At 73.8% G+C, this 12,292-nt stretch carries 11 protein-coding genes and 1 pseudogene; 6 read left to right on the forward strand and 6 right to left on the reverse strand.

The genetic code is table 11. The annotated features are described in order from the left end of the window. Positions 1-219 precede the first annotated feature (219 nt). The 3 genes from MRQ36_RS04905 to MRQ36_RS04915 all read left to right on the forward strand — a co-directional run bounded on the left by MRQ36_RS04905 (position 220) and on the right by MRQ36_RS04915 (position 3,557). Complete coding sequence (locus tag MRQ36_RS04905) at positions 220-1,983, forward strand: NAD+ synthase (RefSeq protein ID WP_242793179.1); 1,764 nt, start codon at positions 220-222, stop codon at positions 1,981-1,983. Positions 1,984-2,106: 123 nt separating this feature from the next. Next, positions 2,107-2,952, forward strand: coding sequence for a 3-methyl-2-oxobutanoate hydroxymethyltransferase (gene panB, locus MRQ36_RS04910; protein ID WP_242793180.1), 846 nt, complete (start codon positions 2,107-2,109; stop codon positions 2,950-2,952). Positions 2,953-3,050: 98 nt separating this feature from the next. Continuing rightward, entirely contained in the window at positions 3,051-3,557 is a 507-nt protein-coding gene (locus tag MRQ36_RS04915) for a hypothetical protein (RefSeq protein WP_242793181.1), read from the forward strand. An 88-nt stretch (positions 3,558-3,645) separates the two neighbouring features. Here the strand turns inward: MRQ36_RS04915 and npdG are convergent, their stop codons facing one another. The 3 genes and pseudogenes from npdG to MRQ36_RS04930 form a co-directional block, all read right to left on the reverse strand. Continuing rightward, a complete protein-coding gene (npdG, locus tag MRQ36_RS04920) occupies positions 3,646-4,344 on the reverse strand; it encodes an NADPH-dependent F420 reductase (protein WP_242793182.1) in 699 nt (232 codons plus the stop codon). A 177-nt stretch (positions 4,345-4,521) separates the two neighbouring features. Further along, positions 4,522-6,008 (reverse strand): annotated as a pseudogene (locus MRQ36_RS04925) (RNB domain-containing ribonuclease). Between the two features lie 34 nt (positions 6,009-6,042). Further along, on the reverse strand, positions 6,043-6,858 hold the full coding sequence (locus MRQ36_RS04930) for a histone (protein WP_242793184.1): 816 nt from the start codon (positions 6,856-6,858) through the stop codon (positions 6,043-6,045). Between the two features lie 435 nt (positions 6,859-7,293). Between MRQ36_RS04930 and MRQ36_RS04935 the strand changes: the two genes are divergently transcribed. After that, entirely contained in the window at positions 7,294-7,731 is a 438-nt protein-coding gene (locus MRQ36_RS04935; protein ID WP_242793186.1) for a hypothetical protein, read from the forward strand. 15 nt (positions 7,732-7,746) lie between these two features. Here the strand turns inward: MRQ36_RS04935 and MRQ36_RS04940 are convergent, their stop codons facing one another. After that, positions 7,747-8,718, reverse strand: a complete 972-nt coding sequence (locus tag MRQ36_RS04940) for a hypothetical protein (protein ID WP_242793188.1) — start codon at positions 8,716-8,718, stop codon at positions 7,747-7,749. Next, the gene (locus MRQ36_RS04945; protein ID WP_242793190.1) at positions 8,712-9,044 is read right to left on the reverse strand and encodes a PadR family transcriptional regulator; all 333 of its coding nucleotides are present in this window, start codon (positions 9,042-9,044) and stop codon (positions 8,712-8,714) included. Before MRQ36_RS04945 ends, MRQ36_RS04940 begins: the two co-directional genes overlap by 7 nt. A 250-nt stretch (positions 9,045-9,294) precedes the next feature. Between MRQ36_RS04945 and MRQ36_RS04950 the strand changes: the two genes are divergently transcribed. Together MRQ36_RS04950 and MRQ36_RS04955 are read left to right on the forward strand one after the other, a co-directional pair. Continuing rightward, on the forward strand, positions 9,295-9,777 hold the full coding sequence (locus MRQ36_RS04950) for a GNAT family N-acetyltransferase (protein WP_242793192.1): 483 nt from the start codon (positions 9,295-9,297) through the stop codon (positions 9,775-9,777). Between the two features lie 146 nt (positions 9,778-9,923). Then, positions 9,924-10,988 carry a DNA glycosylase AlkZ-like family protein gene (locus MRQ36_RS04955; protein ID WP_242793193.1) on the forward strand — a complete coding sequence of 355 codons (1,065 nt, stop codon included), beginning with the start codon at positions 9,924-9,926 and terminating at the stop codon, positions 10,986-10,988. Between the two features lie 40 nt (positions 10,989-11,028). On the opposite strand, the gene MRQ36_RS04960 is transcribed toward MRQ36_RS04955, so the two are convergent. Then, the gene (locus MRQ36_RS04960) at positions 11,029-12,291 is read right to left on the reverse strand and encodes a DUF6357 family protein (protein ID WP_242793195.1); all 1,263 of its coding nucleotides are present in this window, start codon (positions 12,289-12,291) and stop codon (positions 11,029-11,031) included. Position 12,292 lies beyond the last annotated feature (1 nt).

Consider the following 12,292-nt stretch of genomic DNA (forward strand, 5'->3'; position numbering starts at 1 on the left):
TCCACCCCTCGCGACACTCTTGTCCGGCACCGGTCGAGCCCGTGCGGCCTGACCGCCCAGTCTCCACCGGCCTCGTTACGCCGACGTTACGCGACCCCTCGTCCCGCGTCCCGCCGTGTCCCGCCGCGCGGACCACCGGCCTCGGCACCACCGCACCACGGCGGCGGGGTGTCGCCGTCCGGCCGGGTCCGGGGCGGTCGGCTGGGGCAAGATGAGGACATGCCCACCCTGCGTCTCGCCCTGTGCCAGGTCAACCCGACGGTCGGTGACCTCGCCGGCAACGCCGACCTGGTGCGCCGCTGGGCCCGTCGGGCCGCCGACGCCGGCGCCCAGCTCGCGCTCCTCCCCGAGCTGATGCTGACCGGCTACCCGGTCGAGGACCTGGTCTTCCGCCGCTCCTTCGTGGCCGCGTCGAAGGCCGCCCTGGGGCAGCTCGCCGCCGACCTGGCCGCCGACGGGCTGGGCGACCTGCCGGTGCTGGTGGGCTATCTCGACGCGGACGGCCCGCCGCAGGTCAGCGCCGACGCCCAGCCGGGCCGGGGGGCCCGCAACGCGGCCGCCCTGCTGCACTCCGGCGGCGTGGTCTGCACCTATTTCAAGCACCACCTGCCCAACTACGGCGTCTTCGACGAGGACCGCTACTTCGTACCGGGCGACGCGCTGGTCGTGGTCCGGATCGGCGGGGTGGACGTGGCGCTGACCATCTGCGAGGACCTGTGGCAGGCCGGCGGTCCGTTCGCGGTGGCCCGGCGGGCCGGCGTGGGGCTGGTGCTGAGCATCAACGGCTCGCCGTACGAGCTGAACAAGGACGACATCCGGTTGCCGCTGGTCCGCCGCCGGGCCGCCGAGGCCGGCGCCACCATCGCGTACGTGAACATGGTCGGCGGCCAGGACGAGCTGGTCTACGACGGTGACTCGATGATCGTCGACGCGACGGGCCGGCTGCTGGCCCGGGCCCCGCAGTTCGTCGAGCACCTGCTCGTGCACGACGTGGACCTGGCGCCGGCGAAGGAGCCCGTCGAGGCGGCCGAGGAGGTCGCCGACGACATGCGGATCGTCCGCGCCAAGATCAGCGACATCCTGCCCCCGGCCCCGACCGGCGCGCTGGCCCGGGGCGGCATCATCGAGCCGGTCGCGGACGAGGCCGAGGTGTGGCAGGCGCTGGTGCTGGGGCTGCGCGACTACGTCGACAAGAACCGCTTCCCGTCGGTGGTGCTCGGCCTCTCCGGCGGCATCGACTCGGCGGTGGTGGCGGCCCTCGCGGTGGACGCGCTGGGCCCGGACCGGGTGGTCGGGGTCTCGCTGCCCAGCCAGCACTCGTCCGAGCACTCGCGGGCCGACGCGGAGGAGCTGGCCAAGCGGACCGGCCTGGACTACCGGGTCGAGCCGATCCAACCCATGGTGGACGCCTACCTGGCCAACATCGCGCTCTCCGGGGTGGCGGTGGAGAACCTCCAGGCCCGGGTCCGCGGCGTGATCCTGATGGCGCTGTCGAACCAGGAGGGCCACCTGGTCCTCACCACCGGCAACAAGAGCGAGCTGGCGGTCGGCTACTCCACGCTCTACGGCGACTCGGTCGGCGGCTACAACCCGATCAAGGACGTGTGGAAGACGCTGGTCTGGCGGCTGGCGAAGTGGCGCAACGCCGACGCGGCCCGCCGGGGCGAGACCCCCCCGATCCCGGAGAACTCGATCGGCAAGCCGCCGTCGGCGGAGCTGAGCCCCGGCCAGCTCGACAGCGACACCCTGCCGGAGTACGACGTCCTCGACCCCATCCTGATCGGCTACGTCGACGGCGACCTGGGCCGGGACGGGCTGATCGCGTCCGGGCACGACCCGGCGGTCGTGGACAAGGTGCTGCGGATGGTGGACGCCGCCGAGTACAAGCGCCGCCAGTCCGCCCCCGGCACCAAGATCTCGATCAAGGCGTTCGGCCGGGACCGGCGGCTGCCGATCACCAACCGCTGGCGCGAGCACGGCTGACGCCCGGCCCGCCGGCCCGGGAGTGAAATCCTCCACTGCGCCCTGCCGCCGCCCGGTCGTCCGGTGCGACGATCGCGACGGAACCCGGGGACCGCGAGCGCGGCCTCGAGGAAGGAGAGAGCCATGGTGGAGTCCACCCCGACCGAGGTGACCGCCCTGTACGGCGGGCCGGTCACCCGACGGGTCCGCACCCGCGACCTGATCGCCGCCAAGGAGCGTGGCGACCGCTGGGCGATGCTCACCTCGTACGACCAGTACACCGCCTCGATCTTCGACGCCGCCGGCATCCCGGTGCTGCTGGTGGGCGACTCGGCGGCGAACAACGTCTTCGGCTACGAGACCACCCTGCCGGTCACCGCCGAGGAGCTGCTGCCGCTGGTCCGCGCGGTGGTGCGGGCGACGAAGCACTCGCTGATCGTCGGCGACCTGCCCTTCGGCTCGTACGAGGAGGGGCCGACGCAGGCGCTGCGGACCGCGGTGCGGTTCATGAAGGAGGGCGGCTGTCACGCCGTCAAGCTGGAGGGTGGCCGGCGCTGCGCCGACCAGATCGCGGCCATCGTCGGGGCCGGCATCCCGGTGATGGCGCACATCGGGTTCACCCCGCAGAGCGAGCACACCCTCGGCGGCTACCGGGTGCAGGGCCGCGGCGACACCGCCGACGAGGTGATCGCCGACGCGCGGGCGGTGGCCGAGGCGGGCGCGTTCGCGGTGGTGCTGGAGATGGTGCCGGGCGAGGTGGCCAAGCGGATCACCGCCGAGCTGCCGATCCCGACGGTCGGCATCGGGGCCGGACCGGACACCGACGGCCAGGTGCTGGTGTGGCAGGACATGGCCGGCCTGCGGACCGGCAAGGCACCGCGCTTCGTGAAGCGCTACGCCGACGTGGCCGGCGTGCTGACCGACGCCACCCGCCGCTTCGCCGACGAGGTGCGCGGCGGCGAGTTCCCCGCCACCGAACACACCTTCTGACGCGTACGGTGGCCGGGCCCCTGCCGCAGCGGGGGCCCGGGCCCGTGCTCAGAGGTCGGGGCGCCGGCGCGACCGATGATCCACTATCGTCGCGTCACGTGATTCGTACTCGCGTTCTTCCCATCCTCCTGACCGGTTTCTCCCTGGTGGCGCTCGCCGCCTGTGGCGACAAGGCCACCGACTCGACGGCCGCCGCCACGCCCACCGCGTCGGCGTCGGCCACCGCCGCGGCCGCCCCCACCACCTCCGCCGCCGCGACCCCCGCAGCGGCCGCGATCGACGACAAGCAGCTCTGCGAGAACGCGAAGAAGGCCAACGCCAGCATGAAGGCCAAGCTGGTCGAGACCATGACCTCGGGCTCGACCCCGGCTCCGAGCGACTTCGCCAAGATCCTGACCGGGTTGGAGAAGGAGATGAGCGCCGTGGCTGCCACCGGCGCGCCGGACAGCGAGGTGACCGCCGGGCTGACGGCGTTCGCCAAGGAGGCCGGCAAGGCGGCCGCTGCCGCGGACCCGGCGAGCGCCGCCGACAACCCCGAATTCATGAAGGCCGGAGCGACGCTCTCCGCCGCCTGCGGGAAGGCCGGCGTCACCGTCGTCTTCTGACCGGTGAGCAGAGGCCCCTGCCGACGCCAGTCGTCGAGCAGGGGCCGCTGTCCACGCATCGGTGAGCCCGTCGCGGGCCGCGGCGGGCTCAGAGGTCGGTTACCCGGATCCCGGCGTGCGCCTTGTAACGCTTGTTGATCGCGATCAGGTTGGCGGTGAACGCCTCGATCTGGTGGGCGTTGCGCAGCCGGCCGGCATAGATGCCCCGCATGCCGGGGATCCGGGCGGCCAGCGCGCCGACCACGTCGACCAGTTCCCGGTCCTCGGTGCAGATCAGCACGTCCAGGTCGATCCGGTCGACCTCCGGGTCGGCCAGCAGCGGGGCGCTGACGTGGTTGAAGGCGGCGCAGACCCGGGAGTCGGGCAGCAGCCCGGCGGCCTGCTGCACCGCGCTGCCCTCCTCGACGTCCAGCGCGTACGGGCCCTGCTTGTCGAAGCCGAGCGGGTTCACGCAGTCCACCACGATCTTGCCGGCCAGCGGCTCCGCCAGCGCGGCGACGGTCGCGGCGTGCCCGTCCCACGGCACCGCGATGATCACCACGTCGCTGCGCCGGGCCACCTCGTCGTTGTCGGCCCCGGTGACGTCGACCCCGGCGGGCATCCCGGACAGCGCGGCGATCTCGCCGGCCGCCTCGGTGGCCCGCTCGGCGGAACGGGAGCCGATCAGCACCCGCTGCCCGGCCCGGGCGAACCGGTAGGCCAGCCCTCGGCCCTGGTCACCGGTGCCACCGATGATGCCGACGGTGAGCCCGGAGACGTCGGGCAGCGTGGTCGCGTCGTAAGCCATTCCGCCATCCTCGCAAACCCCGCCCACGCCCAGCAGCCCGAGCCACTGTGACAATCCCCCCGCCGCCCGCCGGGCCCGCTGATCTTGGGCACCTGCCGTTCGCGGGGAACGGAAACTGTCCGAGATCTCGACGGGCACCGACGCGAGGCGGGGCCGGGAGGGGTGGGGCGGGGGCGGTCAGGCGCGTTCGAAGAGGACCTTGCGCTCGGCCGGGTCGGCGGTGACCAGGCGGACCGGGACGCGCTCGCCGAGCGGCAGCTCGCCGAGGCAGCGGGCCCGGACCGGCGGCTCGTCCAGGGCGACCGTGCCACCGGGCTGACGGGCCGGTCGACCGTTCCCGGACTGCCGGGGCGGCGGGGTCGACGTTCCGCCGGACTCGCGGGGCGGCTCGGTGGTCGGGCGCGGGGTGTCGACGTCCAGCACGGCGGCGGAGAAGGTCTCCCCACCCGGTGCTCCAGCAGCACCGCCTCGGCCAGCTCGATCGCGCCCCGGGTCGCCGCCGACGCCGTCCGGTCGGTGGTCGCCATCACCTCCGGCAGCTTCGGCAGCGCCGCGCGGGCCCATTCCGGCACTTCCCGGCCCTCGTGCAGGGCCAGGCAGACCTCGGTCGCGTACCGGTCGGCGAGCCGGCGCAGCGGCGCGGTGACGTGCGCGTACGCGGCGGCGACCCCGCCGTGCTCCGGCTGTTCGGGCAGCTCCCCGTCGAAGGCCGTGTACGCGGCACCGCGCATCAGCTCGGCGGCCTGGTCGATGAAGGCCGCCGCCCGGGGCCGGGAGGCGTCCAGCCCGGCGAGCACCTCGCCGACGCTCCGGTCCGCCGGCCACTCGACGCCCAGCGGGCCGGCGGCGAGGCGCAGCCGCTCGACCGCCTCCCGCTTCGGCGGCGGCATGGTCCGCAGCAGCCCGATCCGGCCGGCGAGCATGAGGTCGGCGGCGGCCATGCCGGTGAGCAAAGAGATCTGCGCGTTGTGGTCCTCCATCGCGACCGGCCCGCGCAGCACCAGCCGCCAGCCGTCGCCGTCCGGCTCGACGTCCTGCTCGGGCAGGGGCAGGTTGATCGCGCCCCGGCGCAGTCCCCGGGCGGTGAGCAACGCCCCGATCTCGGGCAGCAGGGCGATCGGCTCGGGCAGCCGGCCGGCGTCGGCGTCGCGCTGCACGCCCACGTAGTCGAGCTTGGCGCGGCTGCGGACCCGGGCCCGCTCCAGCGTGACGCCGACCGTGTCGCCGTCGGCGGCCAGGTCGATGGTCCAGAGCACCGCCGCCCGGTCGGCGTCCGGCAGCAGGCTGGCCGCGCCCTCGCTGAGCGTGTGCGGGTGCAGCGGCACGTTGCCGTCGGGCAGATAGACGGTCTGCCCCCGGCGCCAGGTCTCCTCCTCCAGCGCGCCGCCGGGGCGGACGTGCGCGGCGACGTCGGCGATCGCGTACCGGATCCGGAAACCGCCCCCGGCCCGGCGGCTCAGGTGCATGGCCTGGTCCAGGTCGCGCGAGGTCGCCGGGTCGAGGGTGACGAACGGGACGTCGGTGCGGTCGGCGGCGGCCGGCAGCGGCGCGGCGGCCGCCTCGTCGGCCTCGCGCGCCGCGGCCGGGAAGCCCTCGGGCAGTCCCAGCTCGCGGCGCAGCGCGCCGAAGTCGATACGGGGCGCCAGTACGCGTCGGATCACCACGCGGTCAATCCTGACAGCGTGCCGCCACATCCGCTCACCGGCACGGCGGACGGCCGGTCAGCGCGTACCCACAACCCTCAGCCGGCGGCCTTCCGGGCGGCCGAGCGGGCGCTGCGGGCGCGGTGGCCCGGGCGGCGGCGGTCCGGGCCGGCGCCTTGCGGGCGGTGACCTTCTTCGCGGCGGTGGCCTTGCCGACCGGCGCCTTCTTCGCCGCCGCCTTGCGGGTGGTGGTCGACGAGGTCGCCGTCGCCTTCTTCGCGGGGGCCTTCGTGGCCGCCGCCTTGCGCGCGGTGGGCCGGGTGGCGGAGGTGGTCTTCTTCGCCGGGGCCTTCTTCGCCGCGGTGGTCTTCTTCGCGGCCGCCGTACCCGTCTTCTTCGCCGCCGCACCCGTCCGGCTGACCGTGGCGGTGGTCTTGCGGGCGCTGGAGGTGACCTTCCGGGTCGCCGCCGTGGCCTTCGCGGGTGCCTTCTTCGCGGCCGTCGTCTTCTTCGCGGCCGTCGTCTTCTTCGCGGCCGGGCCCGTCTTCTTCGCCGCGGTCGTCTTCTTCGCGGCCGGGCCCGTCTTCTTCGCGGTGGTGGTCTTCTTCGCGGTGGTCCGGGTGGCCGGAGTCGTTCCGGCGGCGGTCTTCGTCGCCGGCGCCTTGCGGGCCGCCGCCACCACCTTCTTCGTGGCCGCCTTCTTCGCGACGGCCTGCTTCGCGGGCACCCGCCCGGCGCCGGCTCCGGAGGCGTTCGGGGACGCCTTGGTCACCGTCGCCGCCCGGCCCGTGGTCCGCTTCGCCGTGGCGGTCGTCTTCGCGGTCGTACGTTTGGCGGCCGGGCGGGTGGTGGCCTTCTGTGCTTCGGCCATCTCGGTTCCCTCCTTGGGGACATGCTCTCGCCCTCGCGGAGCACGGAGTACCTCGACGCGGGCCGTCCCGCGCCGTCTACCTGTTCTCCCCGGCCCAACGGGCGTCCTCGGCGTCCCACGCTTCGTTACGCTCCTGCACCTGCTGCAGGGCGTTCTCCGCGTCGGCGGCTGAGGCATACGGTCCGAGAACGTGCTTCGCAGGGCACACGTCGGCATCGGTCTCGACCCGGTGGTGTCGCGTGCACCAGTAGTAGTGCCCACCACTTCCGCTGTCGCTCATGAGATCACTGTGCACCGCGAAGCGCCCGGCCGCCACCGGATCGCCGAAAAGAGGTGGTCGATGCTCTCCACAGTAGACGTGCTCGGGGCGGTCGGGAGGCGGAACGGAGAAAGACGGGGCAGCCGGGAACGCACCCGGTGACGGAGAATCCCCGGGTGCGTTACGGGGGAGGAAAGTCTGCATGGCTGCGGCGTGGACTGCTGGCCGGCGTCGCGGTCGGGGTGCTCGTCGTCCTGGGGGTGCTGGCCGGGATGCCGGTGTTGCGGGAGCGGTCACAGCACCGGTTGGAACGGCAGGCCGACCGGGAGGTGACCGCCACGGCGCAGAAGGCCCGCGGTGCGTTGCTGGCCAGCCCGGCGGTTCCGGCCACGGCACTGCGGGCCGCCGCCGAGGACGTGGACGGGGTCGAGGTGCTGGCGGTCGAGGACGCGGTGCGGCACGGCGGCATCCGGCTGGTCTTCCGGGTCCGGGTGGCGAAGACCGCCGCTTCCGTCTTCGGCTGGCAGCGGACCACGGCGGTCGGCTGCTTCGCCCAGGTCGTCCGGCCGGCGACCACCCCGGCCCTGCTGGAACGGGTGCCCTGCGCCGGCTGACGCGCGCGGACCGGATCAGGCAGGTGCGGGCACCGGGTCGGCCTCGTCGGCCGGGCGCGCCGCCGCCCGGCCCGCGCCGATCGCGTACGCCAGCGCGTAGGGCGTCCAGGCCAGGTAGAGGAAGGGTTGCACCTCGGTCAGGTCGGTGATGAGGAAGACCTCCTGCCCGGTCGGCCGGGGCAGCCCGAGGGACGAGTCGGTCCAGGTGGCGAAGAGCCAGAGCGGCGCGGAGATCCGGTCGACCGTGTCGCCCTGCGCCACCCCGTCGAGCACGGTCTCCGGACCGGCCGGGATGTGCGCGACCACCACGAGCACCACGGCGAGGTCGGCGACGACGAGTGCGCCGAGCAGGCCGAGACACCAGGCGACCCGGGTCCGACCCCGGCCGGCGAGTGTGCCGGCACCCCAGAGCACCAGGAACAGGCCGGGCAGCCAGACCACCAGCCCGGGTGCCGCCCGGAGCAGGTCGTCGACGGTGTCGTTCGACGCGTACTCGATGCCGACGGCGGTCAGGGCGAGCGGGGCCACGACACCGAGCGCGACGCGCAGCGGTCCGGGCAGGGCGGTGCGGCCGGCGGCCCGGCCCGTGGCCCGGGCGAGCAGCACCGCGAGGACCACCGTCACGGTCATCAGCACCGGCACCTGCGCGTCCATGGCCCAGCTGGTCGAGGCGAGCAGCTGGTTGGTCACCAGATTCATGGCGACCGCCGCGACCAGCAGCGCCGCCACGCCGGCCAGCGGCGCGGCGAGCAGGGTGGCCGCCGTACGCCGGGCCTGGCCGGGCACGCGCGGTCGGTCCACGATCGGGCCGCCGGAGCGGCTGAGCGCGAGGCTCGCCGCGAACCGGAGCATCCGCAGCCGGTCCCGACGGGCGGCGAGGACGTGCAGCTCGGCGACCCATTCCCGGTGCAGGTCGGCGCGGAGTTCGGCGGGCCAGCGCCGCACCGCCGTGCGCAGCAGCAGCTCGGCCAGCCACCGGGTCACCACGCGGGGGCACCCGTCGGTGCGATGCCGCCGTGGGCGGGGCGACCCCCCGGGTCGAGGGCGCGCAGCTCGGCCAGGGCCTGGCGGGCGTCGCGGGCGCCCTCGGCGGTGAGCCGGTAGTAGCGCCGCGCCGGCCGACCTGCCGCGGACGGCTCCACCTCTTCCCAGTCGGCGGTGAGCCAGCCGGCCTCCCGGAGCCGGTGCAGCACCGGATAGAGGGTGCCGCTGGGCAGGCCGGTGAGCCGCATCAGGTCGAGGCCGTACTGCTCGGAGTCGGGTTCGGCGAGCAGCGCGGAGAGCACCTTCGCCACCGGAACGGTGATTCGCATCCGAGGACTATATCGGAACTCTACATAGGGGTGCTGCCCCGATCGGACGTCCGGCCCGGTTGGTGCACCGCTTGACGTTCCTCCGACCGGGGCAGCCGGGTGACGCGGCCTCGGTTACTGTCCGGCTCGTGCAGTGCTTCGCCGCCTGGCGCACCCGCTCCTGAGGGGCGGCTCGAATCCGAGCCGCGCGTTGCCCGACCTGCCGGTCAGGTCGGGCTGTTCGCCACACCCTCAGACGAAAGGCACTGACATGGATCTGCGTCCGTTCCGGCCAGCCGACCTGACGCCCCTGCTCGAACTGACCATCGCCACCTTCGGCCCGTTCTTCGAGGACTCGTTCCGGTCGATCGTGGGCGACGCCGTCATGACCAACCAGCACGGCACCTGGCGTGCGGACTACCGCGAGATGTGGGTCGGGCTGCACGACCCGGAGCAGAACAAGCACGTCGTCGTCGCCGAGGAGGGCGGGACGCTCCTCGGATTCGCCGCCTGGCAGGTGGACCCGGAGAAGCGCAGCGGTGAGATCGACATCATCGGCGTGGCGGCGGACCAGCGCCGGCACCACGTCGGCACGGCACTGTGCACCCACGCCTTCGACGCGATGAGGCGGTCCGGGGTCGAGGTCGTGTCGATCGGCACCGGAGGCGACCGGTTCCACGACTCGGCCCGGGCGTTCTACGACAGTCTCGGCATGACCGCCATGCCGTTGGTCCGCTACTACCTGGCCCTCTGACGGGCGTACCGGTTGGCCGTCGCGGGCGGCCAACCGGTGTCCCCGTCCGGAGCGGTCGAGCCTGCACCGCCGAGGCTGCACACCCCCGGACGGACGCCCGGCGGGCGGGGCGGCGCGGTGTCGGTGGGCGGTACTAGCGTCGGCGCATGGCGTCCCACCGGCTCGACCGAGACGAGGCACGGCAGCTTGCCGTCCGCGCCCAACTGCTCGACGCGCACCGGCCCACCGACCTGGTGGCGGTGGTGCACCGGTTGACGTTCCTCCAGCTGGACCCGACGGCCGCGGTGGCGCCCAGCGCCGACCTGGTCGCCTGGAGCCGGTTGGGCGCGGCATACCGGCCGAGCCACCTGACCCGGGCGCTGGAGCAGGACCGGGCGCTCTTCGAACACCGGGCCATGGTGCGGCCGATGGCCGACCTGGGGCTGCACCTCGCCGACATGGCGGCCTGGCCGCAGGAGTCCCGGCGGCGCGAGTGGCTGCGGGCCAACGACGCCTTCCGCCGCTACGTGCTGGACCTGCTGCGCGACTCCGGCCCGTTGCTCTCCCGCGACGTGGAGGACCGCAGCACCGTGCCGTGGCCGTCGACCGGCTGGACCAACAACCGCAACGTCACCCAGATGCTGGAGTTCCTCGCCGCCCGGGGCGAGATCGCCATCGCCGGCCGGATCGGCCGGCAACGCCGCTGGGACCTCGCCGAACGGGTCTACCCGGCCGGCACGCCGGTCGTTCCCGCCGACGAGGCCCGCCGGCTGCGCGACGAGCGCTGGCTGCGCGCCATGGGCATCGCCCGCCCCTCGGTGGTGGGCGACGCCGGGGAGCCGGCCGAGGTCGCCGGCGCCGCCGGCATCTGGCGGGTCGACCCGGAGGCACTCGGCCGGCCCTTCGCCGGCCGGACCGTGCTGCTCTCCCCCTTCGACCGGCTGGTCCACGACCGCAAGCGGACCCTGGAGCTCTTCGACTTCGACTACAAACTCGAGATGTACGTGCCGAAGGCAAACCGCCGCTGGGGCTACTTCGCGCTGCCGGTGCTGCACCACGACCGGCTGGTCGGCAAGGTGGATGCCACGGCCGACCGGAAGGCATCGGTGCTGCGGGTGGACGCGATCCACCGGGACGTGCCGTTCGACGCGGAGACCACGGCCGCCGTGCACGGCGAACTGGCGGCGCTGGCGAGCTGGCTCGGACTGAGCGACGTCGAGATCGCCGGCTGACCCGATCAGCCGGACGGCGCGGGCGCGGGTTACCGCGGGACTACCGGGCGTCGCGCCGACGACGCGCGCGCTCGACCTCGGCGACGTCCGACATCCAGGGACCGTGCTGGTCGAGTGCGGCGCAGCCGCCGCGGACGAAGGCGCTCACCAGGTCCCGGTATCCGCCGATCCCGTCGACCAGGCGGTACTCGACCCGGTACTCCGGATCCGACCCGGCTCCCCCGGGTCGCACCGTGGTGATCCGGGCGATGGAGTCCGCGTAGAAGTGCAGCTGGATCCCCTCACCCATCGCCTCGTCCGCGATGGTGAACACCTCGTTGTCCCCGGCCGAGCGGTCGGCGACGAACGCCCAGAACTCGGCGGAGGCGGTGCGAGGGCCGTCCCGTAGCCACTTCTTCTCGCCGCCCTTGTCGTCGGTGAACGACAGGGCCGTCTTTTTCGCACTCCCACCGAGGTCGGCGTGGTCGTCGGCAGCCTCCTCGTCGTGGTCCACCGGCGTGCTCCTGGCGCGGTCCGCGGCCTCCGAGCACATCAGGAAGCTCACCGTACGCACCGCGTCGTCGACGAGTTCGGGATACGCGCGGCGCACGGCCGCGTCGACCGTCGCCGCCATCCGATCCCAGTCGTGCTTGTCCGTGGCCCGGTTTCCCCGCCGCGGATCGAGGCCGATCCGCATCCCGGCGCACGCCTGCTCCGCGGTGGCGATCACCTGCATGACCTGGGGCAGCAGCGCGGGGTCGACCGCATCGGGCAGCCGCCTCGGCACCGTCGCGCCGTGCAGATACTGGCCCGTGTAATTCAGGATCTGAGCGTCGAGTGGCCCGAGGACTGTTCCACGCCGGGCGCGACGGCGGTCCGCATGATGCTTCTGGGCACGTTTCTCGTTCGGCGACTCCGTCGCCGAACGCATCGCCGCGCAGACCTGGCCGCGCTCAAGTAGCTGAATGTCGGCACCATGGGCGACGAGCCGGCTCCGGTCCCACTCGATACGCCGAAAGAGCGCGTCGACCTCCTCGGGCGAGGAGAGCAGGACCGGGTCCAGGAGCGCGACGGCAGCATCCTCGTCGAGCCGGCCCCGGGTTCCGGCGGCCTCGCACAGCGGAAGGACCGCACTCCACAGCAGCAGGTGCCTGGCCAGGTCCTCCTGGATCACCGCGAGGTGGGCCGCCCCGATCGGGAAGGTGAACGTGCGAGGCTCATGGTTGGCGTCGGCCCCGGCGCCGAGCATCAGCTTCAGTTCGCCGTCCTCGCGGACCACGTTCGGGATCCAGCCACTGCTACGCGTGAAAACGATGTCTCGCACA

Source organism: Micromonospora sp. R77 (genome assembly GCF_022747945.1).
Lineage (GTDB): Bacteria > Actinomycetota > Actinomycetes > Mycobacteriales > Micromonosporaceae > Micromonospora.